The organism is Caballeronia eucalypticola (assembly GCF_047608185.1).
Lineage (GTDB): Bacteria > Pseudomonadota > Gammaproteobacteria > Burkholderiales > Burkholderiaceae > Caballeronia.
The window spans coordinates 150,133-176,178 of sequence record NZ_JBLKRU010000002.1 but is presented as its reverse complement, the minus strand read 5'-3'; the positions used below and the strand labels follow the sequence as shown (position 1 = coordinate 176,178).

The 26,046-nt window shown below is 59.2% G+C and carries 25 protein-coding genes and 1 pseudogene; 13 read left to right on the top strand and 13 right to left on the bottom strand.

The genetic code is table 11. The annotated features are described in order from the left end of the window. Positions 1-35 precede the first annotated feature (35 nt). Positions 36-1,091, bottom strand: coding sequence for a transporter (locus ACMX25_RS03070; RefSeq protein WP_414948079.1), 1,056 nt, complete (start codon positions 1,089-1,091; stop codon positions 36-38). Positions 1,092-1,238: 147 nt separating this feature from the next. Further along, positions 1,239-2,468 carry a lactonase family protein gene (locus ACMX25_RS03065; protein WP_414948078.1) on the bottom strand — a complete coding sequence of 410 codons (1,230 nt, stop codon included), beginning with the start codon at positions 2,466-2,468 and terminating at the stop codon, positions 1,239-1,241. Positions 2,469-2,869: 401 nt separating this feature from the next. Between ACMX25_RS03065 and ACMX25_RS03060 the strand changes: the two genes are divergently transcribed. Next, a complete protein-coding gene (locus tag ACMX25_RS03060) occupies positions 2,870-3,022 on the top strand; it encodes a DUF3096 domain-containing protein (protein ID WP_158936575.1) in 153 nt (50 codons plus the stop codon). Positions 3,023-3,228: 206 nt separating this feature from the next. On the opposite strand, the gene ACMX25_RS03055 is transcribed toward ACMX25_RS03060, so the two are convergent. Next, the gene (locus ACMX25_RS03055) at positions 3,229-3,477 is read right to left on the bottom strand and encodes a hypothetical protein (RefSeq protein WP_414948301.1); all 249 of its coding nucleotides are present in this window, start codon (positions 3,475-3,477) and stop codon (positions 3,229-3,231) included. A 398-nt stretch (positions 3,478-3,875) separates the two neighbouring features. On the opposite strand from ACMX25_RS03055, the gene ACMX25_RS03050 reads away from it, so the two are divergent. Together ACMX25_RS03050 and ACMX25_RS03045 are read left to right on the top strand one after the other, a co-directional pair. Beyond that, positions 3,876-5,741 (top strand): glycoside hydrolase family 15 protein, encoded by a 1,866-nt coding sequence (locus ACMX25_RS03050; RefSeq protein WP_414948077.1) that lies wholly within the window; start codon positions 3,876-3,878, stop codon positions 5,739-5,741. 480 nt (positions 5,742-6,221) lie between these two features. After that, positions 6,222-7,493, top strand: coding sequence for a polyhydroxyalkanoate depolymerase (locus ACMX25_RS03045; RefSeq protein ID WP_414948076.1), 1,272 nt, complete (start codon positions 6,222-6,224; stop codon positions 7,491-7,493). 122 nt (positions 7,494-7,615) lie between these two features. Here the strand turns inward: ACMX25_RS03045 and ACMX25_RS03040 are convergent, their stop codons facing one another. Further along, positions 7,616-8,248, bottom strand: coding sequence for a TetR/AcrR family transcriptional regulator (locus ACMX25_RS03040; RefSeq protein ID WP_089160752.1), 633 nt, complete (start codon positions 8,246-8,248; stop codon positions 7,616-7,618). A 450-nt stretch (positions 8,249-8,698) separates the two neighbouring features. On the opposite strand from ACMX25_RS03040, the gene rsxB reads away from it, so the two are divergent. The 3 genes from rsxB to ACMX25_RS03025 all read left to right on the top strand — a co-directional run bounded on the left by rsxB (position 8,699) and on the right by ACMX25_RS03025 (position 10,810). Beyond that, positions 8,699-9,625, top strand: a complete 927-nt coding sequence (rsxB, locus tag ACMX25_RS03035; RefSeq protein ID WP_414948075.1) for an electron transport complex subunit RsxB — start codon at positions 8,699-8,701, stop codon at positions 9,623-9,625. A gap of 5 nt (positions 9,626-9,630) precedes the next feature. Beyond that, positions 9,631-10,275 (top strand): endonuclease III, encoded by a 645-nt coding sequence (gene nth, locus ACMX25_RS03030; RefSeq protein WP_414948074.1) that lies wholly within the window; start codon positions 9,631-9,633, stop codon positions 10,273-10,275. A 103-nt stretch (positions 10,276-10,378) separates the two neighbouring features. After that, entirely contained in the window at positions 10,379-10,810 is a 432-nt protein-coding gene (locus ACMX25_RS03025; RefSeq protein ID WP_414948073.1) for a DUF1841 family protein, read from the top strand. A 124-nt stretch (positions 10,811-10,934) separates the two neighbouring features. Here ACMX25_RS03025 and ACMX25_RS03020 read toward each other — a convergent pair whose 3' ends face one another. Then, positions 10,935-11,315, bottom strand: coding sequence for a c-type cytochrome (locus tag ACMX25_RS03020; RefSeq protein ID WP_414948072.1), 381 nt, complete (start codon positions 11,313-11,315; stop codon positions 10,935-10,937). Positions 11,316-11,395: 80 nt separating this feature from the next. Beyond that, positions 11,396-11,761 carry a c-type cytochrome gene (locus ACMX25_RS03015; protein WP_097261818.1) on the bottom strand — a complete coding sequence of 122 codons (366 nt, stop codon included), beginning with the start codon at positions 11,759-11,761 and terminating at the stop codon, positions 11,396-11,398. Between the two features lie 448 nt (positions 11,762-12,209). Between ACMX25_RS03015 and ACMX25_RS03010 the strand changes: the two genes are divergently transcribed. From ACMX25_RS03010 to ACMX25_RS02985, 6 genes are all read left to right on the top strand, one after another. Then, positions 12,210-13,052: an AAA family ATPase gene (locus ACMX25_RS03010; protein ID WP_301780162.1), complete on the top strand. Its 843-nt coding sequence runs from the start codon at positions 12,210-12,212 to the stop codon at positions 13,050-13,052. 12 nt (positions 13,053-13,064) lie between these two features. Beyond that, entirely contained in the window at positions 13,065-13,679 is a 615-nt protein-coding gene (locus tag ACMX25_RS03005; RefSeq protein ID WP_414948071.1) for a GNAT family N-acetyltransferase, read from the top strand. Positions 13,680-13,713: 34 nt separating this feature from the next. Continuing rightward, positions 13,714-14,889, top strand: a complete 1,176-nt coding sequence (locus tag ACMX25_RS03000) for a vWA domain-containing protein (RefSeq protein WP_414948070.1) — start codon at positions 13,714-13,716, stop codon at positions 14,887-14,889. A 113-nt stretch (positions 14,890-15,002) separates the two neighbouring features. Next, the gene (locus ACMX25_RS02995; protein WP_414948069.1) at positions 15,003-16,190 is read left to right on the top strand and encodes a benzoate/H(+) symporter BenE family transporter; all 1,188 of its coding nucleotides are present in this window, start codon (positions 15,003-15,005) and stop codon (positions 16,188-16,190) included. Between the two features lie 426 nt (positions 16,191-16,616). After that, a complete protein-coding gene (tal, locus tag ACMX25_RS02990) occupies positions 16,617-17,570 on the top strand; it encodes a transaldolase (protein ID WP_414948068.1) in 954 nt (317 codons plus the stop codon). A 170-nt stretch (positions 17,571-17,740) separates the two neighbouring features. After that, the gene (locus ACMX25_RS02985) at positions 17,741-18,157 is read left to right on the top strand and encodes a VOC family protein (RefSeq protein WP_414948067.1); all 417 of its coding nucleotides are present in this window, start codon (positions 17,741-17,743) and stop codon (positions 18,155-18,157) included. A 33-nt stretch (positions 18,158-18,190) separates the two neighbouring features. On the opposite strand, the gene ACMX25_RS02980 is transcribed toward ACMX25_RS02985, so the two are convergent. From ACMX25_RS02980 to ACMX25_RS02955, 6 genes and pseudogenes are all read right to left on the bottom strand, one after another. Next, the gene (locus tag ACMX25_RS02980; protein ID WP_414948066.1) at positions 18,191-19,309 is read right to left on the bottom strand and encodes an FUSC family protein; all 1,119 of its coding nucleotides are present in this window, start codon (positions 19,307-19,309) and stop codon (positions 18,191-18,193) included. Positions 19,310-19,453: 144 nt separating this feature from the next. Next, positions 19,454-21,004 carry a monocarboxylate uptake permease MctP gene (gene mctP, locus ACMX25_RS02975; RefSeq protein ID WP_414948300.1) on the bottom strand — a complete coding sequence of 517 codons (1,551 nt, stop codon included), beginning with the start codon at positions 21,002-21,004 and terminating at the stop codon, positions 19,454-19,456. Continuing rightward, entirely contained in the window at positions 21,004-21,258 is a 255-nt protein-coding gene (locus ACMX25_RS02970; protein ID WP_414948065.1) for a DUF3311 domain-containing protein, read from the bottom strand. Before ACMX25_RS02970 ends, mctP begins: the two co-directional genes overlap by 1 nt. Before the next feature lie 273 nt (positions 21,259-21,531). Beyond that, positions 21,532-22,443 (bottom strand): class I SAM-dependent methyltransferase, encoded by a 912-nt coding sequence (locus ACMX25_RS02965; protein ID WP_414948064.1) that lies wholly within the window; start codon positions 22,441-22,443, stop codon positions 21,532-21,534. After that, positions 22,440-22,913 (bottom strand): DNA-deoxyinosine glycosylase, encoded by a 474-nt coding sequence (locus ACMX25_RS02960; RefSeq protein WP_414948063.1) that lies wholly within the window; start codon positions 22,911-22,913, stop codon positions 22,440-22,442. The genes ACMX25_RS02965 and ACMX25_RS02960 overlap by 4 nt, the downstream gene beginning before the upstream one ends. Before the next feature lie 14 nt (positions 22,914-22,927). Then, positions 22,928-23,476 (bottom strand): annotated as a pseudogene (locus ACMX25_RS02955) (chorismate--pyruvate lyase family protein); the annotation flags it as partial. A 148-nt stretch (positions 23,477-23,624) separates the two neighbouring features. Between ACMX25_RS02955 and ACMX25_RS02950 the strand changes: the two are divergent. After that, positions 23,625-23,882 (top strand): hypothetical protein, encoded by a 258-nt coding sequence (locus ACMX25_RS02950; RefSeq protein WP_414948062.1) that lies wholly within the window; start codon positions 23,625-23,627, stop codon positions 23,880-23,882. A gap of 76 nt (positions 23,883-23,958) precedes the next feature. Here ACMX25_RS02950 and htpG read toward each other — a convergent pair whose 3' ends face one another. Further along, a complete protein-coding gene (gene htpG, locus ACMX25_RS02945; RefSeq protein ID WP_414948061.1) occupies positions 23,959-25,863 on the bottom strand; it encodes a molecular chaperone HtpG in 1,905 nt (634 codons plus the stop codon). Between the last annotated feature and the right edge of the window lie 183 nt (positions 25,864-26,046).

Genomic DNA, 26,046 nt, shown 5'->3' with positions numbered 1-26,046 from the left:
GCTTTAGCGCCCGGCACCGCCCACACACAATCAGGTCACCACAATCGCAAGCGCCGCAACAAATACAGCGTGAAAGCGGCGCAGACAGCCATCACGCCCATCACGATCAAGAACGAATAACGGTCATGCGTGCCGGGCAGCCCGGCCACGTTCATGCCGAAGATGCCGGACACAAGCGTTGCAGGCATCAGCAACGCAGACATGACCGCGAGCCACAGCAGCTTGCGGTTGATATCTTCCGAGAGCAACGCAGCAATCTCATCCTGCAGAAGCTTTGCCCGTTCGTATTGCGCCTCGAGCCCGGCGGCCAGCCCGTTAAGCACCTGAATTGCCTGGATCAGCGTTTCCATCGATCGGGGCTCCGCCCATTCGAGCCGGCGCAGAACAAGTTGCGTCAATGCATTGCGCTCAGGATCCACGAACCGCTTCACCTCCACCAGCCGCCTGCGCACCGAGCCCAGCTCCGCACGCCAGTTCGAGTGACGACCATCTAACACGCCCTCCTCGACGTCGTCGAGCCGGTCGCCGATTTCATCGATACGATCCGCGAACGTCTCGTTCAACGCCCGGATTAACCCGGCGAAAAGATCGACGGTATCGCGGAACACGGCGCCTTCGAGCACGGCATGACGCAGCCGGTCAGTCGATTGCAACGGCTGTGCGCGCACGGTAATCATGCGGTTCTTATCGACGTAAAAGCGCAGCGCGCCGGTTGCCCGGCGCGTGGCCTGCGCGTTCGGATCGGCGTCGGGCGTTTCGGCGACGCGCTCCAGATCAGCCACCACGCCGTACATGAACGTCCCGCCCATATGCACGCGCGGGCGCTTGTCTTCACCGTTCAGGAATTCACGCGCGACATCGGGCATCGCGGTCACGCCGGTCAACCAGCTTTCGACGGTGTCGTCGTTCGCGCTCAAATGCAGCCACGTGGGGCCATCGCCCACGATCTCGCGACGCGCCTCGTCCCAGGACAGCCGCAAAGCCTCCGCGCCGGCAAAGCGGAACGCGCAGATGAAACCCGGCGGCGCGTTTTGTGAAGCGCCGCCGGTGGTGGAACCAGACTGGGTGCTAACTGCTGACGTAATATTCAACGTTGACTTCCTTCAATACCAGGACAATCCCGGCCTTACCGGTTAAACGAAACCTTGTTACTTGAGAATCAAGAAACTGCGCGAGTCGTGTTCGTGTATCAACGCACGGACAATGCACGACGACCCGCACAGATGAAAAAACAATCTTCAGGATGGCGAAACAAACTTGAAATCGACCGGCGAACCAATCTCCAGGCGCTTCGGATCGGACGCGAGTTCGCCTGTGTCTGGATTGCGCCGGAAAAAGTACGCGCTGTCGCTGTCCTGATTACCGACGATCAACCAGCGTCCGGTCGGATCGATAGCAAATTCGCGCGGCGTTTTGCCGAGCGACGAATTGCGGCCAAGCAGCTTGAGATGACCATCGGACGGATTCACGGCGTAGGTCAGTATTTCGTTGGCATCGCCGCGATTGGTGGCATACAGAAAACGGCCATCCGGCGACATATGGATCGCGCCACCGCCCACCTTGCCCTTGAAGCCGGGCTGCGTCATCGGCAAGGTTTGTTTCAACGTGAGCTTGCCGTCGTCATAGTCGTACACCATTACCGACGCATTCATTTCGGTCGTGAGGTACGCGTGTTTGCCGGCTTGATCGAAGATCAGGTGCCGCGGTCCGGAGCCTGGTTTCACAAGCGTATAGCGTGACTCGGTCGGGCCGAACAAGCCGCGGCTGCCGTCGGGTGTGTATCGATACGAATAGACCTGGTCGGCGCCCAAATCCTGCGCGAACAGATAACGGCCGTCGGGCGAAAACACCGTGGAATGCACATGCGAATTGTCCTGACGCCCTTTCACGGGACCGCTGCCGTCGTGATGCACGGTCAGCACGGACGGACCCACCTGGTCACCTTGCAGCGGAAACACGGCAAAGCTGCCGCCCGGATTCGATGCCACCGAGTAGTTGGCCGTGAGCAAATAACGGCCATCCGGCGATAAAGCGAGATACGCGGGATCGTTGCCATCGGAGGAGACGCGGTTCACGAAGGTGAGCTGCCCGCTCGGCGGATCGAAACGGAAAGCGCTGATGCCGCCGCGTTGCGAAGCGGGTCCGTTGTCGCCAGGAAGTTCATTCACGGCGTAGACATGCTGTCGATCCTTGCTCACCACAAGGTAAGACGGATTCACCGCCTGCGCGGATGAGAGCCGCGTGATCTCGCCGGTGCCCGTATCGAAGCGATACACATAGATACCCTCGCTCTTGCCGCTGCCGGTATAGGTGCCCACGAGCAGGTCGAATACGCCGTTGCTCGACATACCGGACGTACCGGACGCAGTTGTCGACGTGCCGGCGGTCGTCCCCGCCCCTTGCGCAAACGCTTGAGGCCCGGCAACCGACAACACAGCGGCCACGCCCGCCGCGACGCCTTTCGACATCAAGTGCAGTCGCGCAGCCGGACGTTCAGACTTGGACACAGCGGTCGACCCAACGCTGCGGCACGAACTTTGCGTGGAAGCGAAGCCCCGGACATGGAACGCGGAAGGTAAATGAGGAAACCGAAAGCTAAAACCCGTCAAACGAGCGAAATAGTTGAAGTAGCTGAAATGAGAAGTGAAGTGAGTGAAATCTGCCAATTGCATACCGCCTCCTGATCGTTCGTTATTACGGCTTGTTTTCAGGTTGTTCAAACTTGCATCAAGCTTGCTGCAAGGTACGCGAGCCAAGGAATGCGCCCGATTGTCCCAATTGTCACCGGTCATCGCTTCGGCGCATGATGCAGACCTGACGTAGACCTGATGCACACCCATTCCCATCAAAATATCAACAAGGAGTCACCATGGATATCCATCTGAGCCTCGGACCGCTGGTTGCACTGATCGCAGGCATTCTGATCTTGATCGTGCCGCGCCTGCTTAACTTCATCGTCGCGATCTACCTCATCATCATCGGACTGATCGGCGTGTTCGGACTAAGCGCGACCCACTTCTGACGCCGGCATCCCGAACATCGCCGTAGCGATGCCACCCGCGACGCGCTCCTTAAGACGCTGTTATGGGAGCGAGGTTCCAAACGTGGTTCCTGGCGACGTGCAAACGCTGAACGCGGGGTCGCAATTCGCGATCCCGCGCGCCGAAAAATGGTCTGGAATCAAACCCCAGCGCTGCTTAATACAGGGCAATCGCAGCGCAATCGGGTTTAGTTGTTGGCAAGCTGATCGAGCCGCATGCGGCCCTGCAGCGACAAGCCGCCTACCGCGGTATGCCCGTCGATCTCGCGATACCTCGTGAAGCAAGCGCGTTCGATCAGGAACGACGCAGCGGTTTCCATCCCGTTGCGGGACAGGCCGAGATTCTTGTAATTGAGATCCAGGAGCGTGTTTTGATCGGCGATACGGCTCGCAGCCGACAGGATGGCGATGCAATCAGCTCTCGACGGATTCAGCATGGCTTTCACTTTCGATGTCCTCGAAACGTTAAGCAAGCAGGACGCGCGTGACGTGCATCAACAGGTCCTGTATTGCAGACCTGCATGGCTATCTTGGCCGATCCGTCAGACGCAAAGATTCATTCTAGGCATTTGTCACAAGTTTTTTCAACCTTCCTGCGCTTGCGTTTTTGCAAGGCCATTGCAAGGCCGATTGAACGCGAAGCGGCGGACCGAAACTTGCAGCAAATGCCTGAGACACTTGACGCACGACTTCACGCACGACTTTAGACAAGCAAGCACGAAAGACGCGAAATCCGCATGCGCTTCATAATCGAACGCTCGAAAGGCTGGAAGCTTGCCTCCCCCAACCACGCGGCGCCTGAACTGCGGCCGCATCGACTTCATTCTCCTAGCCTATGCCCGCATTGATCGAGGACTACGCCCTGGTCGGCGACGGTCACACCGCCGCCCTGATTTCAAAAGAAGGCTCCATCGACTGGCTGTGCTGGCCGCGCTTCGATTCCGGCGCGTGCTTTGCAGCCCTGCTGGGCACGCCGGAAAACGGCCGCTGGCTGATCACGCCCGACCTGCCCGATGGCGCTCCGCCACCAGTCATCACGCGCCGATATCGCGGCGACACGCTGATCCTGGAAACCGACTTCGAAACGTCTGACGGGAAAGTTTCGCTTATCGACTTCATGCCGGTCCGCGATGGCGCGTCCGACCTTGTGCGCATCGTCGTGGGACGGCGCGGCACGGTGAAGATGAAGATGGAACTGGTGCTGCGCTTCGATTACGGTTCCTCCATTCCCTGGGTCAGCAAGCTCCCCGATGAAAGCGGCATTCGCGCGATCGCCGGCCCTGATCTCTGCGTGTTGCGCACGCCCATCGAACTCAGCGGCGAAAACATGCGCACGATCGGCGAATTCACCGTGAGCGAGGGTGAGCGCGTCCCCTTCTCGCTCGTTTATTCGCAATCGCACTTGCGCCTGCCGCGCGCGCTCGATCCCCATACGCAGTTCGCGCGCACCGAAAATTTCTGGCTGGAATGGTCCGGGCGCAGCAATCTCGATGGCCGCTGGGGTCCTGCCATCCGCCGCTCGCTGATCACGCTCAAGGCGCTGGCCTACGAACCGACTGGCGGGATTGTCGCGGCGCCGACCACGTCGTTGCCGGAGCAACTGGGCGGCACGCGCAACTGGGATTATCGATACTGCTGGCTACGCGACGCCACCATCACCCTCCTCGCGATGATGCGCAGCGGGTACTACGACGAAGCCCGCGCCTGGCGCGCATGGCTGGGCCGCGTGATGGCCGGATCGCCGGATCAGGTGCAGATCATGTACGGCATTGCGGGCGAGCGGCGCTTGCCTGAGTGGGAGGTCGACTGGCTGCCGGGTTATGAGAACTCAAAGCCGGTGCGCATTGGCAACGGCGCGGTCAACCAGTTGCAACTCGATGTCTACGGCGAAGTCATGAACGCGCTGCATCTCGCGCGCGTGGGCGGCCTGCAGGCCGATGACACCGTCTGGTCAATCCAGCGCGCAATGCTCAATCATCTCGACACGGTTTGGCAGGAACCCGACGAAGGCATTTGGGAGACGCGCGGCGGGCGTCAGCAATTCACCTTGTCGAAGGTCATGGCGTGGGTGGCTTACGACCGCGCGATCAAATCGGCGGAACAGTTCGGCCTGGAAGGTCCGCTCGACCATTGGCGCAACCTGCGCGCCACCATTCACGCGGACGTGTGCGAGAAAAGCTGGAATCCGTCGATGAACTCGTTCGTGCAGACATACGGCGGCGATACGCTCGATGCCAGCTTGCTATTGATTCCGCTGCTCGGTTTCCTCCCGCCGGAAGATCCTCGCGTGATTGGCACGCTCCACGCCATCGAGCGCGATCTCACCCACGACGGGCTGGTCAAGCGCTATCACACCACGGAAGTGGAGGATGGCCTGCCGCCGGGGGAAGGCACGTTTCTGGCGTGTAGTTTCTGGCTGGTCGACAACCTGGCGCTGCAGGGCCGCCACGATGAAGCGTACGCAATGTTCGAGCGATTGCTTGGTCTCACCAACGACGTTGGCCTTCTGGCCGAGGAATACGACACGGTCGCGAAACGTCAGGTGGGTAACTTCCCACAGGCGTTTTCGCATGTTGCGCTCGTGCATACCGGCATGAACCTGATGCGTTATGAGCAAGGTATGGCGAAGGCGACGGGCCAACCTGCGTCGCGTCCGGACAAACCCTCGGACGCAGCACTCGAGAAAGAAAGTGAATCGTAATGTTATTCGAATGATTGACGAAATTTGACGACTTCGACGCAAAACTCCTGCTGAATAGCAGTAAAGAGCACGTATGTTGCATTGCACAAAAGCCTGTTCTTAGCTATTATCCAAGAGGCTTTCCGACCGGTCGTTCGGCGAATGAAAAGGTTTATTGGGGTCCCATTGCGGTCTTTTCGACGGCTTAGCCGCATGTGTTTCGTGTGCTGTTTCAAGTTCAGCCCAGAAGAGGCGCAACGCCGGCTTACCCCGATCCCTGCCCCGTTTCCCCCACGATCCCTCGTTGAGCAAACAAGCAATAAACGAAGCAACCCACGAAGCATTGAATAACTGCCAGCGCCAGCAATACGGTGCAATCGGCGAACTGCACGCCGGGCCGGAACCAGCGAAAACCTGACCGGCATGACGCTACCGCCGATAGAGGCCAACCGCCGGACATGCGCCCGAACACGGGCATAACCGGTTTTTTACAGGTCAGACATGCTCTATCAATTGCACGAATTTCAGCGGGCCATGTTGAGTCCCCTCACGGCATGGGCGGAAGCGGCATCGAAGTCGTTCACTAATCCTTCCAGCCCGCTCGCGTACGTGCCCGGTTCCACGCGCCTCGCAGCCGGCTACGAATTGTTGTATCGCCTGGGCAAGGACTACGAAAAGCCAGAGTTCGAATTGCATCAGATCGAGAAGAACGGTCATGCCATTCCTATCGTCGAGCAGATCGTGATGGAAAAGCCCTTCTGCCGGCTGATCCGCTTCAAGCGTTTCTCGGACGACAGCGCGACCGTCACCGAACTCAAGACCGAGCCCATCGTGCTGGTCTGCGCTCCGTTGTCAGGTCACCACTCCACGCTGTTGCGCGACACCGTGAAGACCCTGCTGCAGGATCATAAGGTCTACCTGACCGACTGGCTCGATGCCCGCATGGTGCCACTCGAAGACGGCGCGTTCCATCTCGACGACTACGTGGAATACATCCAGGAATTCATCCGCCACATTGGCGCGAAAGATCTGCATGTGATTTCGGTATGTCAGCCGACCGTGCCGGTGCTCGCCGCGATCTCGCTGATGGCCAGCCGCGGCGAAGACACGCCGCGCACCATGACCATGATGGGAGGCCCGATTGACGCGCGTCGCAGCCCCACGTCGGTCAACTCGCTGGCGAGCGAACATTCATACGAATGGTTTGAGAACAACGTGATCTACACGGTGCCGGCGAACTATCCGGGTGTGGGCCGCAAGGTGTATCCGGGCTTTCTGCAGCATGCCGGTTTTGTCGCGATGAACCCGGAGCGGCACGTGACGGCGCATTGGGATTTCTATCAGAACCTGATGCGTGGTGACGACGAAGATGCGGAGCAACATCGCCGTTTCTACGATGAATACAACGCCGTGCTCGACATGGACGCCGACTACTATCTCGACACCATTCGTATTGTGTTCCAGGAGTATCGACTCGCTGAAGGCACGTGGGATGTCAATGGCGAGCTGGTACGTCCGGAGGACATCAAGAACACGGCATTGCTGACCATCGAAGGTGAACTCGACGACATTTCCGGCAGCGGCCAGACCCGTGCGGCACATGATTTGTGCACCGGCATTCCGGCGAAGAACAAACGCCATTACATGGCAGAGAAAGCCGGCCATTACGGTATTTTCTCTGGACGCCGCTGGCGCACGATGGTGTATCCGCAACTGCGCGAATTTATTCTCGCGCACGACAAGGCGCCGAAAAAGGAAGCTGTCCCGGCTTGATCGACGTCCGATGCAGATAGCAGTCTGAAATTAATTGGCATGTCAAAACACGCTGCGTTTTACGCGGCGTGTTTTGTTTTGCGGCCTCTCTTCGGTGAGAAGGCGGCAATGAGGCCGATGTGTCAGCGTCGCAGCAAATACGCGAGCAACAACTCCGTGTTCATTTTGATGATTTCATCGCGTTCGGCGTCGCGGCTGAAGTCGAGTCCGAACGTGGCTTCGAGCGTGAATCGATTCGATACGATGTAATAGCCCAGACCCGACAAGGTCACGTAAAAGCGCAGAGGGTCGACGTTATTGCGGAATAGTCCCGCGTGCTGACCGCGTTCGAGAATTTTCGCAAGCGTGGCGACCACCGGCGATATCAATTCTCGAATCCGGGTAGAGCCCTTTATATAGCGGGCTTCGTGCAGATTTTCGTTATTGATGAGCCGCAAGAGTTCGGGATGCTCACGATAATAATTCCAGATGAAATGCGCCAGTTGCGTGATGGCTTCGACCGGTGCGATTCCATCCAGATCCAGCGTCTTTTCAGCGTCGGTGAGTGCGGCGAATGCATGTTCGAGCACGGCCGTGAACAACTGCTCCTTGCTGCCGAAATAGTAGTAGAGCATTCGCTCGTTGGTTTCGGCACGGCGTGCAATCTGGTCGACACGCGCGCCGAACAAGCCACCGGCCGCGAATTCCTCTGCGGCGGCGAGCAGGATGCGACGGCGTGTACCCTCGGGATCTCTTTTGATTTTTGGCTGGTTCATGGTGGCTTTGTGATCGACAAACCGCGTTATCGGGATATCGTTACGCTTCCCGTGTCCACAAGAAGCATGCGATGGATCGGCTACGCCAACGTGAGTGGGGAATACCGTCCTGCAGTCAATCGAAAGCAATTTGATTATGTGCACATCGTTGGCATGTTGGCAATTGGGAATGATTGGGAACCGCTTGAAATTCAGCGATAATGCGGCTTCCCATGCAACGGCCGGAAACGCTCGACCGTGACGTCAAGGATGAACGCGGACCTGAGCCGTCGACGAGCCGTCGTCATATCCAGCGCGCCTTTTTACCGAAGCTCGCCGATTGCGGATTGGTTAGGTCGAGCGAATGGCCAAACATCTGTTTCGCCGGATCCACAGGCCCGGTGAAAGCCGTAAAGCATGCCCGTTCGCACCGCCCTCCCCACGCTGTAGCAAGCCGTTAATGTGACCGTAGTGACTGCAACCTCTTCCAAGACCCTCGCCGACCAGATCGAAGACCGGCTGCCCCAGACGCAATGCACTAAATGCGGTTATCCCGCGTGCCGCCCGTATGCTGAAGCGATTGCCGCTGGCGAAGCAAAATACAACCAGTGCCCGCCGGGCGGCGAGGAAGGCGTGGCCCGCCTCGCGAGCCTGCTCGGCCTGCCCGTCATTGCGTTGAATCTGGATAACGGCATTGAACGGCCAAGGCCGCTTGCGATCATCGATGAAAATCTTTGCATCGGATGCACGCTATGCCTCCAGGCATGTCCAGTAGATGCAATCATCGGCGCTGCCAAGCAGATGCACACGATCATCCCCGAGCTCTGCACGGGTTGCGACTTGTGCGTACCGCCCTGCCCGGTCGATTGCATCGCCATGGTCCCGGTCACGGGTGAGAAGACTGGCTGGGACGCATGGAGCCAGCAGGAAGCCGACGCGGCACGCGAGCGGCACGATCAGCGGCTCGCACGCCTCGCCCGTGAACGCGACGCGGCCGAAGCGCGCAAGGCGGCACGCATGGCCGGGGCAGCGGGTATCGCACCGCATAGCGAGCCGAACGTTGAGTTACACGGTCAATCCGATGTCCAGCAGGATGCATCGCTCGATTCAACAAAGGCGCAATCCACCGCCACTGCCGACGATGACGCGCAGGCGAAAAAGCGCGCCATCATCCAGGCGGCGATGGACCGTGCGCGCCAGAAGAAAGAAGAAATGGCCAGGCTCGGCGCGGGACCGAAGAATACCGATGCGGTCAGCCCGGAGGTTCAGGCGCAGATCGATGCAGCGGAAGCCCGGCGTCGCCGGCTCGGTATGATTCGCGCAGACGACGACAAAAGTTCGACACCCGCCATCGACGCTGACAATTCTGGTAGCCCAAGCAGCGACAATAAAACCTGAACGCGATGAACCCCACAAAACGCCGTGCGATCTTTGAAACGCTGCAAAGCCTGAATCCGCATCCGACCACCGAACTTGAGCACGAGTCGCCGTTCGAATTGCTGATCTCGGTGATGCTGTCGGCGCAGGCCACCGACGTCTCCGTGAACAAGGCAATGCGACGCATGTATCCGGTCGCCAACACGCCGGCCAAGGTGCTGGCGCTCGGCGAAGAAGGCGTGACGGAGTACATCAAGACCATCGGCTTGTATCGGACGAAGGCGAAGAACGTGATCGCCACGTGCAAGATACTGATCGAGCAATACGGCGGCGAGGTGCCGGATAATCGCGAGGCGCTCGAAGCACTGCCGGGTGTCGGACGCAAGACGGCCAACGTGATCCTGAACACGGCGTTCGGCCATCCGACTATCGCGGTTGATACGCATATCTTCCGGGTATCGAATCGGACCGGGCTCGCGCCGGGCAAAGACGTGAAAGCGGTCGAAGCGGCGCTTGAGAAATTCGTCCCCGATGAATTCAAGCAGGACGCCCACCACTGGCTTATCCTGCACGGTCGTTATGTATGCCGGGCGCGCGTGCCGGAATGCTGGCATTGCGCGATCGAGCCGCTGTGCGAATACCGGCCGAAGACGCCGGCGCCTGTCGAGTAAGCAAAGTTAGCAGAATAAGCGCGGCGGCCCGAAGCGGGCGAAAGGCGGTGATGCAGATTAAAATGACCCTCTGAAAACGATACCCGCAAGCAGCCCCACAACCATGTTCAACCCCAGCCGCGACGAAGTTCGCCAATTTTTCACCGACACCTGGCGCAAGCAGCGCGAAGGTGGCGTCCTGACACCGCTTGAGAGCATTGCTGCGGACTGGATCGGTGAACATCCTGAATATCAGCAAGAACTCGCCGATCCCGACGTGGCCCACGCCGACTACTCTCCGGATCAGGGCAAGAGCAACCCGTTCCTGCATTTATCGATGCACCTTGCGATCACCGAGCAACTGTCGATCGATCAGCCGCCCGGCATCCGGCGCGCGCATGAGCGGCTCGTCAGCCGGATGGGCTCGACGCACGACGCTCAGCACGCAATCATGGAATGCCTCGGGCAGATCATCTGGGAATCACAGCGCAACAACACGCCGCCGGACACCGACGCGTATCTTGCGCTGATCGAACAGCGCGCGTCGCGAGACTGACTGAGACTGAAGAATCGAGCGCTGGACCAAAAACGAAAACACCCCGCGGGTCACTGACCGGCGGGGTGTTTTTTTGCGTCCGATAAAACAACAACAGCGAACAACAACAGCGCGCGTGCGACGCTTACTTCTTCACGACCAGATCGCCATCCAGCGATTCGATATACGCCGAGATGTCTTTCAGATCGCTTTGCGACAAGCTCTGAACCTGCGCCGACATGATCGGGTTGTTACGCCCGAAGTTCGGATTGCCGTTGCCCATCTGGTACTGGCGCAGCGCCCAGTAGAGATAGTCGGCGTGCTGACCTGCGAGCTTCGGATACTCCGCGCTCACCGGCTTGTTCAGGTTCGGGCCGTGGCAGGCCGCGCAATTGTGGGCCTCGGTGAGCACCTTGCCATTGCTTGCATCGGCTGCATGCGCCGGCTGCATGGCAAGAGCGCCGAGCGCGCCGATCAGCGCGGCTGCCGTGCATGTTGTTTTCAACACTGTGTCGAGTGCCTTCATGAATTCTCCTGTCCGCGATTAGTGATTACCGGGTGACGGGCGCCCTGGATCTGACGTTTCAGATAGGGACGCAACGCGGATCACTTGTCGGGATTGTTCTTCGAAGAGGGGGTTTGCGCGGCGTAATACGCAGCGATGTCGGCTATATCCTGATCGGAGAGCGTGGTTGCTATGCCATGCATCGTTTCAAAATGGCGATCGCCCTTCTTGTAGGCATGCAGCGCGTTCTCAATGTAGCGGGCGCTCTGGCCGCCGAGCATGGGGACCCGGTACACCTCGGGATACGCGGTGCGATAACCGGGAATGCCGTGGCACCCGATACACATCGCAACTTTGCCCTGGGCTGCTTTCGCGTTGCCCACGACATCGGCGGATGCCTGTGTCGCGAAGCCGGCAAGCCCCGACAGCGCTGCGATCACGGCACATTTGCCGACGAATTTATTCATAGCTTCTAACCTGGCATGAGGGGAAATCCGGCACCTTGGACGCCTGGCGTTCCGGGACTTTCTCGGGACTGGTCAAACGGTCGCGCGCGGCAATGATGGCATTGAATGGCCGCATTCAATCGCGCCTTGAAGCGCATTTCCACGAATTTCCGCGCATTTCCGTTTTTCCAGCCACGCGGGCCAAAAAAATCGCGCTAATTGTACCGCGCGACCTACCCTGCGTCCACCGGCCGCAGCGGGGTCGTCCCCGTCGCGCAAGCCCGTGGGGATTGGGGTCCGGGGAGACTGCGACAATCTGTCCGATGGACATTTGCTTCTCGCTCGGAAGTCACGCGGCGTTTGAGACCCGTTTCAGGCGCCGGCTGCGCCCGGCCGGACGTCCCGGGCGCGGCGCCCCCAAAACCCTTCTGACTTATACTGCAATTTTTCCTTCTCCGAGGGACGCGTCATGCGTTTTGAAGGTTCATCGCAATACGTCGCCACCGACGATCTCAAGCTCGCCGTCAACGCCGCCATCACCCTGCAGCGCCCGCTTTTGATCAAGGGCGAGCCCGGCACCGGCAAGACGATGCTGGCCGAGGAAGTCGCCGCCGCGCTCGGCATGCCGCTCCTTCAATGGCACATCAAGTCGACCACCAAAGCCCAGCAAGGCCTTTACGAGTACGACGCGGTGTCGCGCCTGCGCGATTCTCAGCTTGGCGACGAACGCGTGAAGGACATCCGCAATTACATCGTCAAGGGTGTGCTGTGGCAGGCATTCGATGCCGACGAACCCGGCGTGCTGCTGATCGATGAAATCGATAAAGCGGACATCGAATTCCCGAACGACCTGCTGCGCGAACTCGACCGGATGGAATTCTATGTATACGAGACTCACGAGCTGGTGAAAGCGAAACACCGGCCGCTGGTGATCATTACGTCGAACAACGAAAAAGAGCTGCCCGACGCGTTCCTGCGCCGCTGCTTTTTCCACTACATCAAGTTCCCCGAACCGACGACGATGAAAGAGATCGTCGAGGTACATTTCCCCGGCATCAAGCAGGAACTGCTCGCCGCCGCGATGCAAAGTTTCTTCGAGTTGCGCAATGTATCCGGGTTGAAGAAGAAACCGTCGACATCGGAATTGCTCGACTGGCTGAAGCTGCTGCTGGCTGAAGACATTGGCCCGGAAGCGCTGCGCTCGACCGACCAGAAACAGATCATCCCGCCGTTGCATGGCGCATTGCTCAAGAACGAACAGGACCTGAGCCTGTTCGAGCGCCTGTTGTTCATGAACCGCAACAATCGTTGAAGGGCTGCGCGCATGAGCCGCTGGATCGATCCGGTTACGCTGGAAGGCAAGTTCGTGAGACTCGTGCCGCTTGAGCGCGAGCATCAGGACGCGCTCGCCAGCGCCACGGCGGACGGCGAGTTGTGGAAGCTCTGGTACACGAGCGTCCCCTCGCCCGGCACAATCACCACGTGGATGGACGCGGCACTCGCCCAGCGCGATTCGGACGGCGCGCAACCATTCACCGTGATCGACGCGAGGACAGGCGACGTAGTGGGCAGCACGCGGTATATGAACGTTGAGGCGGCGCATCGGCGGCTTGAGATTGGCAGCACGTGGTACGCAAAACGCGTGCAGCGCACGGCGATCAACACCGAAGTCAAGCTGCTCCTGCTCTCGCACGCGTTCGATACGCTGAAGACGATCGCCGTCGAGTTCCGGACGCATTTCATGAACCGTCAGTCGCGCACGGCAATTGCGCGGTTGGGTGCGAAGGAAGACGGAATCCTGCGCAATCACCAGATCGGCCGGGACGGCATTTACCGCGATACGGTGGTATTTTCGATAATCGAGTCCGAGTGGCCGGCCGTGCGTGCAAACCTGCGCGCCAAACTGGAAACGCGGCTCGACTTGCAGCTCGATTCATAGCCGTACTGCGATAGATTGGGGCAAGGAGCCCGGCATGCTGATCGACTTTTTCTATACTCTGCGCGGCGCCAAGCTACCGGTTTCGGTGAAGGAATACCTGACTTTGCTTGAAGCGTTGAAGGCTCAGGTCATTGGCCCTTCTATCGATGAGTTTTACTTTCTCGCGCGCATGACGCTGATCAAGGACGAGAAATACTTCGATAAATTCGACCAGGCGTTCGGCACCTATTTCAAGGGTATTGCCGCACTCGATGAAGACGCATTCGATGTCCCGCTCGACTGGCTCAAGAAGCGCCTGGAACGGGATTTCACGCCCGAGGAAAAACGCCAGATAGAAGCGCTTGGCGGTATCGACAAGTTGATGGAACGGTTGAAAGAACTTCTCGAAGAGCAGAACGAACGGCACGAAGGCGGCAGCAAGTGGATTGGTTCGGGCGGGACGTCGCCATTCGGCAATGGTGGATATAACCCTGAAGGGATTCGGATTGGCGGGGATTCCGCAGGGAATCGAACGGCCATCAAGGTCTGGGATGAACGCGCGTACAAGGATTACGACGATCAGGTCGAAATCGGGACGCGCAATATCAAGGTGGCATTGCGGCGCTTGCGGCGGTTCGCGCGCGAAGGCGCCGCCGATGAACTCGATCTCCCCGACACCATTCGCAGTACTGCCGCGAATGCCGGCTGGCTCGACCTGAAGATGGTGCCGGAGCGCCACAATAATGTGAAAGTCCTGATGCTGCTGGATGTCGGCGGATCGATGGACGACCATATCAAGCGCGTTGAAGAACTCTTTTCGGCGGCGAAGTCGGAGTTTAAACATCTGGAGTTTTATTACTTCCACAACTGCGTGTATGACTATCTCTGGAAAAATAACCGGAGACGGCATGGTGAGCGCACCGCGACGTTTGATGTACTGCACAAGTTTTCGCCCGACACCAAGCTGATTTTTGTCGGCGATGCAACCATGAGCCCGTATGAAGTCGTTCAACCCGGCGGTTCGGTCGAGTACAACAATGCCGAAGCCGGCGCAGTCTGGTTAAGACGCCTTGCCGATCAATTCCCGCGTTTTGCGTGGCTCAATCCGGAGCCGGAAAGACTTTGGGAATATCGGCAGTCGGTATCGATTATTCGGCAAATATTAGGCGGCCGAATGTATGGCCTGACGCTTGGCGGACTTGAAAGCGCAATGCGCGCGCTTTCTAAATAAACCGCGTTCGGCAAGCCGCTTTTTAAAGTGGCACGGCAAAATTTTTCCGGACTGTCACTGCCCTTAATCCCTTCTGGCCGGTACGATCTGCGATCGTCTCCCCAAGGCTTCGCATGAATCCGCCCGCCACGACCTTCAGCCCTTTCGCCGATTCCTCCATTTCTGCGCTCGTCGCGGGATTCGTCGCGATGATGACGGGCTATACCAGCGCGCTCGTCCTCATGTTCCAGGCAGGACGCGCCGCCCATCTCTCCGACGCACAGATTTCCTCCTGGATCTGGGCCCTCTCCATTGGCATGGCGCTATGCACGATCGGCCTTTCGCTCAAGTTCCGCGCGCCCATCGTTATCGCCTGGTCGACGCCGGGCGCGGCGCTCCTCGTGACATCGCTTCCGAACGTGGCGTATCCGGACGCGATCGGCGCTTTCGTCGTCTGCGCAGTTTTGCTCGTTATCGTGGGCCTCACGGGCTGGTTTGATACGCTCATGCGGAAAATCCCCGTCAGCATCGCCGCCGCGCTGCTGGCCGGCATCCTGTTCGAGATCGGCATCGAGATATTCAAGGCCGCCCAGTTCCAGACCGCCCTCGTCCTGGCGATGTTCTTCACCTATCTGGTCGTGAAACGCCTCGCTCCCCGCTACGCCATCCTCACGACGCTCGTGGTCGGCATCGTCGTCGCAGGGTCGCTCGGTCTGCTCGACTTCAGCCAGTTCCACGTCGCGCTCGCGCACCCCGTTTTCACCTTGCCTCACTTCTCGCTCGCGTCGGTCATCAGTATCGGCATCCCGCTGTTCGTGGTCGCGGTGGCCTCCCAGAACGTGCCCGGCATCGCCGTGCTGCGGGCGGACGGCTACGACACGCCGTCCGCGCCGCTGATCGCGACTACCGGCCTGGCATCGCTCGTTCTCGCGCCGTTCGGCTCCCACGGCATCAACCTGGCCGCCATCACCGCCGCCATCTGCACCGGACCCGAAGCTAACCAGGACCCGGCGAAGCGCTACATGGCCGCCGTCTGGTGCGGGATTTTCTACCTTCTGGCCGGCATTTTTGGCGCGACCATTTCTGCGTTATTCGCATCGATGCCCAAAGCGCTGGTGGTGTCAGTCGCCGCGCTGGCCCTGTTCGGCTCGATCATGAGCGGCCTCACCAACGCGATGAGCGACCCGCGCCAGCGCGAAGCCGCGCTCGTCACGTTCATGGTCACCGCGTCGGGACTGACGCTGCTGTCGATCGGGTCGGCGTTCTGGGGCCTGGTGGCGGGTGTCGTCACGCAGATTGTGCTCAGCGCGCGGCGGGCGTAGATTGATCGTTTCGACGCGAAATGTTCACGCGAACCACGTGTAATGGGGCGTGGAGACCCAGATGCGGAGCGCTGGCATCGCGATTGCGCAGCACATTGAAGTGCCCGTCGTAAAACGCGAATCGGACTCGCAGTCAGCAATCTCAGCGCGTGAACTCTCGAAGCCACCTGCCGTCGAAAAAAGAGTGGGGCATCGCAAGCAATTCCGTAGCTCAGCGGCCCAAGTCAGGAAGCACGGCCGCCAACTACCGTGTTCTCTGCGCCAAACGGCGCAGCAGGAATAGAATGGCATTTGAATAGCAATTTGGGGCGAGCCGCTCGCCAACAGCTTGTGGCGCAGTACATCAGCACCAGCGGCCTCGCAAAACCCTTTCACCCGCGGGCATTCCGCATCTTTGACAACGGCACAACGCGCCGAAGACCAGACATGACCACCGCTCTCGATCAGCTTAAGCAATACACCACCGTTGTCGCCGATACCGGCAACTTCCAGCAACTCGGCGAATTCAAGCCGCAAGACGCGACCACGAACCCGTCGCTGATCCTCAAGGCCGTCCAGAACGACGCTTACAAGCCGCTGCTCGAGAAGACCGTCAAGGACCACGCCAGCAAGCCGATGGGCCAGATCATCGACCAGTTGCTGATTGCTTTCGGCAAGGAAATTCTGAAGATCGTCCCGGGCCGTGTGTCGACAGAAGTCGACGCCCGCCTGTCGTTCGACATCAAGAGGTCCATCGCCAAGGGTCACGAGCTCATCAAGCTGTACGAAGATTCGGGCATCGACCGCAAGCGCATCCTGATCAAGCTGGCGTCCACTTGGGAAGGCATCCGCGCGATGGAAACGCTGCAGAAGGATGGCATCCACTGCAACATGACCCTGCTTTTCTCGACCGCGCAAGCCGCGGCTGCGGCGGACGCCGGCGCGCAACTGATCTCGCCGTTTGTTGGCCGTATCTACGACTGGTACAAGAAGTCGGCAGGCGCGGATTGGGATCCGGTCAAGATGGGCGGCGCAAACGATCCGGGCGTGCAGTCGGTGCGCAAGATTTACGCGTACTACAAGAAGTTCGGCTACAAGACTGAAGTGATGGGCGCGAGCTTCCGTACCGTCAGCCAGATCACCGAACTGGCCGGCTGCGACCTGCTGACCATCAGCCCGGACCTGCTGCAAAAGCTCGCCGACAGCACCGAAAAGGTCGAACGCAAGCTGTCGCCGGAAGCGGTCGCGAATGATGTGGTGAGCAAGATTGAAGTCGATGAATCGAGCTTCCGCTTCCTCGTCAACGACGACGCCATGGCAACTGAAAAGCTCGCCGAAGGCATCCGCGCGTTCGCGGCTGACGCAGTCAAGCTCGAAAAACTGATCGAAGCGCTGAAATAATTTCGCGGTTGCAACAGCTGTATTTCGCGTCTGAAAACGGGCGTCGGCGCTATTACGCCGACGCCTTTTTTTATGCGTATCGAGCCTGTGGAGTGCGTTTTTAGCCCTTGGGCGTGGGCTAGACTTTTGGCACGGGCGGCGAGGCTGCCCGATAAATCCAGGAGTTGCCAATGCGTCTCGAACCCTACTTGTTCTTCAACGGCCGCACGGAAGAAGCGCTTAAGTTCTATCAAAAGGCGATCGGCGCCGAAACCTTGTCCGTCCTGCATTTCAAGGATTCCCCCGAAGGCGTGACCGCCACGCCCGAATGGCTGGACAAGGTCATGCATGCCACTTTCAGGATAGGGCAAAGCGTCATCATGGCGTCGGATGGCGTGAACCCTGCTCCGCAGGTTTTCTCGGGCTTCAGTATCTCGATCGTTGCCGACGACGCCGCTTCGGGCCAAAAAATGTTTGACGCATTGAGCGTTGGCGGCGATGTACGGATGGCCTGGCAACCCACCTTCTGGAGCAGCGGTTTTGGCATGGTCTCCGATAAATTCGGCATGCCGTGGATGGTGAACGTGATGGAAGACATGGAGGGCTGACGCTGCGGGTCGTCTGCGTCGCTTCTTCAGTTTTCATCGATGAAACGGCTGCGCTCCCTCGATGTTCCACTGCCGCTCGATCTCGATCAGCCGCAAGCGCAGCCGGTCGACCTGTTCCGCCAGCCGTTGTGAGAGCCAGTACGGTCCCTGCAATTCGGGCGCGAGGCACGCAGCAACATTTGCTGTCTGTTCCAGCCGCGCCGCCGCTGCGGCAGACCCGGTTGCGGCGTGCAGCAACCCCACGCGCCCAAAGCGCAACGCGCGGGCTAACAGCAGCAACGTGTGCCGCACCGCGCGCTCGTCCGTATATGGGCTCTCGGCAAATCCCGGCTTACCAGCCGACGCAACCGGCATCGCCGTCGCCATCATTTCAAGCGCGCTGAGAATTGATCGATGCTGGCGCTGGATATCGTCGAGCACGGCGGCCGGCACGCCGATCTCCTTCGCCACCGACGGCAGCAAGGAGCGCGACGTGACCAGCCGTGAATTCATCGTGAGGAAATGCATGGTCAGGACGTCGGCGGGCATCGGCTGGCCTTCCATGATTGCGCCGTAGATCCGCGCGCTTTCGCGCATGTTATCGGCGAGCCGGTAGCGCCATGAATACGTCGCGTATTGCGGCAGCACGAACGAAAACGCGAGCGCGATCACAATCCCGATCAGCACCGTCAGGGTGCGCCACAGCCCCACTTCGATGGACAAATCGCCGTGTCCCGCGACGATGATCGTCGTAATCGCCGTCAGCAACGCGATGTATCCCGGCTTGCCGATGGCGTGATACGCGCAGACCCCGGAGATCGCTGCCAGCAGTACATACGTGATCATGGTCGAGTGGGTGGCCGATTGCAGCAGGATCAGCCCCAATCCTAGCGACGCGCCCAGCAACGTCCCCAGCGCGCGTTCCGCGGCCTTCTTGCGGATATTGCCGTGATGCTGCAAGCCGCCAATCACCACCAGCAAGGTCACCGACGACCATTCGCCGTGCGGGATATCAATACCTGAAGTCAGTGCAATCGATGCAAGCAGCGCCAGCGCCACGCGCGCCGCATGCAGGTATTTGGCGTATCGATAACGAAAATACGGCGAACCCAGCACATGCAATAAACGCCGTGCCTGGCTGCGATGAGGCCTGGTCGTATCGGACGAGGACATGCGGTTCCCGATGAATTGAGCGGGGCAAAAGGCTGATGAAACCGGGCGCACAAGACAAAACGCCCGCAACATCCGTTACGGGCGTTTTACCAGCTTTCGAGTCAGAACGGGGTTGGAAGCCCGTTTTTCTCATCTTCAAACGGATCAAGTTTCCGCGACGTCGTAATAATCCTCGGGACTCGTGCGGTCATCCGAGCGCTTGAGGCCGATCACGCGCACCGCGATGCTCACCACGATCGATACCACCAGGTTCACGACCAGCGCCCACACCGCGGCGTAGCCAGGAATCGCATAACCGAACAGGTGGATCGTGAAGATCGAGCCCGCCAGTTTCAGCGATATCGCCATCCACGTACCCGTTGCAATACCGGCAGCCCAGCCGAGCAGCAGGCCACGGTGATCCAGGACGCGCGTGTACAGCCCGAGCACCAGCGCCGGCAGCGTCTGGATGATCCAGATCCCGCCGAGCAGTTGCAACTGGATGGCATAGGTCAGCGGCAGCGCAAGAATAAACACGACCGCGCCGACCTTCACCAGCAGCGACACCAGCTTGGCGACATTCGTCTCCTGCTCCGGCGTCATGTTGGTGTTCACGAACTCCTTATGCACGTTGCGCGTGTACAGGTTGGCCGCTGCGATCGACATGATGGCCGCCGGAACCAGCGCGCCAATACCGATGGCTGCAAACGCCACGCCCACGAACCACGACGGGAAGAAGTGCAGGAACAGTGCCGGGACGGCGAAGTTCGAACCGTACGCCTTGAAGTACGGAGCGAATTCCGGCATGTCCTTCACGCCCGACGCCAGCGCCATGTAACCCAGCAACGCGAGCAAACCGAGCACCAGCGAGTATGCCGGCAGCAGCGCCATGTTGCGGCGGATCGTGTTGCCCGATTTCGACGACAACACCGCCGTCACCGAGTGCGGATACAGGAACAGCGCAAGCGCCGACCCGACCGCCAGCGTGGCATACGCGCTATAACCATTCAGGCTCGACGCGTCCGGTGCCTTCAACAGGATCTTCGCCGGATCGACATGGCTGAAGATTGCGCCGAAACCACCTAGTTGCGCCGGGATAATGATCATGGCCGCGATGATCGTGATGTAGATCAGCACGTCCTTCACGACCGCGATCATGGCCGGCGCGCGCAGGCCTGACGTGTACGTGTAGGCTGCCAAAATTGCGAACGCGATGATCAGCGGCAGGTCGCCGACGAAGCCCGTTGTATCGAAACCGAGCGCGCCGATCACCACTTCAATACCCACGAGCTGCAGCGCGATGTACGGCATCGTCGCGATAATCCCCGTCACGGCAATGGCCAACGCGAGCATCCGGCTGTTGTAGCGGGCGTGCACGAAGTCGGCAGCGGTGACGTAGCCGAACTTCTTCGAGATCGCCCAGAGCTTCGGAAACACGACGAAAGCGAACGGATAGATCAGGATGGTGTACGGCAACGCGAAGAAGCCAGTCGCGCCCGCGCCGAACACGAGCGCCGGAACCGCGACAAACGTGTACGCCGTATAAAGGTCGCCGCCAAGCAGGAACCACGTGACGATCGTGCCGAAGCGACGGCCGCCGAGGCCCCATTCATCGAGTTGTCCGAGATCGGCCTTGCGCCAGTGAGCAGCGACAAAACCCAGGATCGTCACGCCGATAAAAAACAGGACGAAGACGAAGGTTGCGGTGGAATTCATCATCGCGGGCTCCCCGGCGTGAGCTTGGGAACATCGTGGATAGGCTTGGTCTTCACATAGACCAATGCCGTAATCACCGCGCTGATCAGCACCCAGAGCAACTGGTACCAGTAGAAAAATGGAAAGCCCATGAGCACGGGCTCAATCTTGTTGTAGAACGGCACCCATACCACGCCGATCCACGGAAGAACCAGCAGCCAGAGCCACTTCTTGTTGCGGACTTGACCACTGGCGGTCACCGCCTCTTGAGCCATGACGCTCTCCTCTTTCTTTTGAAATATGCTGCTTGACTGGGTCTTCCGCAGGCTTTGCGCGGGTCTCGCGGTCAACCTTCAGTCTTATAGCGCCCCGAAATAACACGTGGAGTATATGGACGCAGAAAAGCGGGTCAAGCAGGGCGAACCCGAACCGTAATAACGAAGAACAGCCAGTTGTAATGTCTGGCTGTCTTCATTTTTTTCAGGTAGCGGGTTCGTCGGCGGGTCGCGCCTTGGGTGCTTGGGTCCCTTAGCTGGGCACCTAAGCGATCAGATGGAGAAGCGGGTTGCGTCGTCCGCGCTGGCGCTGATCGCCAGCCCCTTTACCCATTGACGGGCCGGGAGCTTCAATTTCTTTTCGATGAGCTTCGCGCGTTTTTCAAGCTGCGCGTACGGCACATCGATTTCCGGGCCCGCAAACGCAATCGCAATGCGATTGCCGTCGTGGACTTCAGGCAGCGCGATCACGCGGCCATCGAAAGCTTCGTTCAGGCGCTTCATGTTGCGCACGAAGCTCGGATGATCGCCGAACAAATTGACCGTGACCACGCCCGCCGGCGCCGTCAGGCAAGCCCGGCACGCACGATAGAACGACGTGCTGTCGAGCACGGGGCCGCGCGCGGTGGCATCGTAGACATCGATCTGCAATGCGCCGATGGTCCCGTGATTCTCACGGTCATTGACGAAGTCCCACGCGTCCTGCTCGTGGACGGTCAGGCGTGCGTCGTCGTTCGGCAGTTCGAACATCGTGCGCGCTGCTATCACGACGGACGGGTTCAACTCGACCGCTTCCACCTTCGCGCGCTTGAGGAACGCATGCGCGAACTTCGTCAGCGCGGCCGAGCCAAGTCCCAATTGCACGATGCGCTTCGGCGTTTCGATGAACAACAGCCACGCCATCATCTGCTGTGCGTATTCAAGCTCGATGTGATTCGGCTTCTTCAGGCGCATTGCGCCCTGCACCCATTCGGTGCCGAAATGCAGGAAACGCACACCGTCCTCTTCCGAGAACGTCACGGGCGCGAAACGCGGTTTGCGCGGGACATCGATGCGAGGCGCGTCGTCAAGATCCTCGTCGCGCTCGCGCTTCGAGCGCTTGTTCTGCTTCTTGTCGAGTTTGTCTTGACGCTTGCTGCCGAACGCACGAGCTTCCGCCGACGCGCGTTTGATTAATTGGGTCATTTAAGGATGTCGCGCCAGATGCGCAATTTTTGATCGAACGAGAGAATAGCATTCGCCGGACTCGACGAAGGCAGGACGAGGGTTTCAAAGCCAGCCGCGCGGATCACAGGCTCGAAACGGCCGGAGGTTTTACCGTTGAAGCAAAGCTTTTTCAGCTGCGGCGCGTGAACGCGGAATGAGGCGAAATCGTTGGGGTTGGCGTTGCGGATCGCGGTGTCCAGACTGCCTTCGCGCTCGCAGGCGGCAAGCACATCCCATAAACCGATGCCGTGATTCAGTAGCCTGAGCACGCGTTCACCGTAGGGAAGCTCGTGCAAAGGCTCGTCGATCACTGTTCCCACCAGCCGCCAAAACTGGTTACGCGGATGCGCGTAATACTGCGTCGCCACCAGCGACGCCACGCCGGGAAAGCTGCCGAGAATCAGCGTATGCGTGTTTTCATCGGCGATGGGGGGGAAGCCTTTCAGCATTTTTCGCGATGCTCAAGGAAGGACCAGAGCGCCGGCAGCAAGCATTCCGTGACCATCAACGGCGCGTCTTTGCGCAGAAATACCGAACGGCGGGCAACGAACGCATGCGGTGTTTCATGAGCCGTTTGTCTCGCGGCGAGCTTATAGAGCGGATCGCGTGCATTGATCCGCTTGCTCGTCAGCGGCGAGCGCCACACGCTGCTATCGCTATATAGCAACTCTGCAAGCGGGCGCGTCCTCAATCGACGGATGGCTTGCCACACGCCCGAACTGGCATAGAGCGGCACAACGCTATGCGCCGCGACGAACGGCACGCGGTTCACGCGCAGCACGACTTCGCGGATCCATACAGGCGTGCGCGGCGCGATGTCCAGCGCCGCGGCTTCGTCCCGCCATGGCTGCCCGACCGTCTCACGCGTGACCTCGACGGTGACATCGCCCAGTTTGCGCAAATGCGCGGTCAGCGAACCGCCGCGCGTGAGCCAGTCCTTCTGATCGGCGGTGAAAGTGGGAAGGGGACGGTCGCGCCAGGCATGAGTACCGGCAAGAGGAGCTTTTGGCATGCGCGAGATTATAAAACCAGACACGTATATAGGAGGATTCGTATAGATGTCGGTGATCGCTCACGGGAGACTGGCGAACCGGTCGGGAGATGTCCGGCGCTCGCGGCAATCGTGTTGCGATCCATCTATAAAGCATGAGAGGAAAGACATGTCGGTCAACACAAAACAAACGTCGAAGGTCGTTGCCACGCTGGCGTCGCATACGTTGCATGACCCGAAGACGTCGGTGATTGCCAAGAGCCTCGCGGCTTCAGCGTTATCGCAATCGCATACGAAGAATCAAACGGGAGCTGAGATGGAACACAAAGCCGGGCAGGTTCTTCACAGCAACAAATATTCGAAGGACACCAAGACGCTCGCGGCGTCGGTCGTCGCGCAGGCCAACAAGGAACGCAAGGCGAAGTAAGCCCTCACGCCGCCATGAAAAAACGCGCTGCCAGTTTCCCGGCAGCGCGTTTTCCTCGCTCCTTGCGAGCGCTAAATCAACGCGCCAGCAATAACGCGTTAGTCCGCTTCACAAAGCTTGCCGGATCTTCCAGCGATCCACCTTCGGCCAGCATCGCCTGGTCGAAAAGCAAATGACACCAGTCGCTGAAGTTAGCGTCATCGGCGTGAAGCTGCTTCACCAGCGGATGCTCGGGATTCACTTCAAGAATCGGCTGCATCTGCGGCGCTTCCTGACCCGCCTGCTTCAACATGCGTTGCAAGTACCCGCTCATGTCGCCGTCATCGGCGACCAGACATGTCGGCGAATCGGTCAGGCGGAATGTCAGGCGCACGTCCTTCGCCTTGCCTTCCAGTGCAGCCTTCATGCTTTCGACCAACGGCTTCAACTCTTCGCCGACCTTCTCCTGCGCCTGCTTTTCCTCGTCGTTCAGCGCGCCGAGATCCAGGTCGCCGCGCGCCACGCTTTGCAGCGGCTTGCCATCGAATTCATTGAAGAACGACAGCATCCATTCATCGACACGATCCGTCAGCAACAGCACTTCCACGCCCTTCTTGCGGAACACTTCCAGATGCGGGCTGTTCTTCGCGGCCTGCCACGTGTCAGCCGTGACGTAATAGATCTTCGTCTGCTCGGGCTTCATGCGCGACACGTAGTCGGCGAGCGCCACGGTCTGCTCCGACGAATCCGTATGCGTCGATGCAAACCGAACAAGCTTCGCAATACGTTCGCGATTGCCGTAGTCCTCGCCAATACCTTCCTTGAACACCTGTCCGAACTCTTTCCAGAAGGTGTTGTACTTGGCTTTCTCGACGTCATCCGTGGCTTCTGCCGACGACGATGCCACTTCCTCCAGCATCGATAAAACGCGCTTCGTCACGCCTTCACGGATCGCCTTTACATCGCGGCTTTCCTGCAGGATTTCACGCGATACATTCAGCGGCAAATCAGCCGAATCGACCACGCCCTTCACGAAGCGCAAATACGTGGGAACGAGTTGTTCCGCGTCGTCCATGATGAACACGCGCTTTACATACAGCTTCAATCCGCCTTTGTGGTCGCGGTTCCACATATCGAACGGCGCGTGCTTCGGCACATACAGCAACTGCGTGTATTCGCTCCGGCCTTCAACGCGGTTGTGAGTCCAGGCGAGCGGATCGTCGTGATCGTGGGAAAGATGCTGATAGAACAGCTTGTATTGCTCGTCGGTGATATCGCTCTTCGGACGCGTCCAGAGCGCACTCGCCTGATTCACCGTCTCGTCTTCGTCCTTGGTGACCATCTCGGACTTCTCTGCATCCCACTCTTCCTTCTTCATCAGGATGGGCAATGCGACGTGATCCGAGTACTTCTGGATAATCGACTTCAGCTTGTGCGTGGAGAGAAATTCGTCTTCTTCCGGACGCAGATGCAACGTGATGCTCGAACCGCGTTGCGCGCGCTCGATCTGCTCAACGACGAAATCGCCTTCGCCCGCGCTTTCCCAGCGCACGCCTTCGCTTGCCGGCAATCCGGCGCGACGCGTTTCAACCGTGATCTTGTCCGCGACGATAAAACCCGAGTAAAAGCCCACGCCAAACTGGCCGATCAGCGCAGCATCCTTTTGTTGATCGCCGGAGAGTTTCGAGAAGAACTCCTTCGTACCCGAGCGCGCGATCGTACCGAGATTCGAGATCGCTTCGTCGCGGCTCATGCCAATGCCGTTATCGTCGATAGTCACGGTCCGCGCAGCCTTGTCGTACGAGATGCGGATGCGCAGATCCGGATCGTTCTCATACAGCGCACTATTTTCGATACCTTCAAAACGCAGCTTGTCCGCCGCGTCCGATGCGTTCGAAATCAGCTCGCGCAGGAAAATTTCCTTGTTGCTGTAAAGCGAATGGATCATCAGGTGCAGAAGTTGTTTAACTTCTGCCTGAAAGCTCATGGTTTCTTGTGCCATGGTCGGCTCCTCTGGTTGTGTCTGGTGTTGACGGATTTTCAAAGCGAAAAGCGAAGCGGCTGGCTGAGTGCGACCGGGCATACCGGACATAACGGTAAATGCCTTGGCGCATTGCCGGAAAAGCATCGCGCGAATTCTGCGACAAATGAGGTCGCCCCGCGATAATTTCAAGGGGCAAGTCGT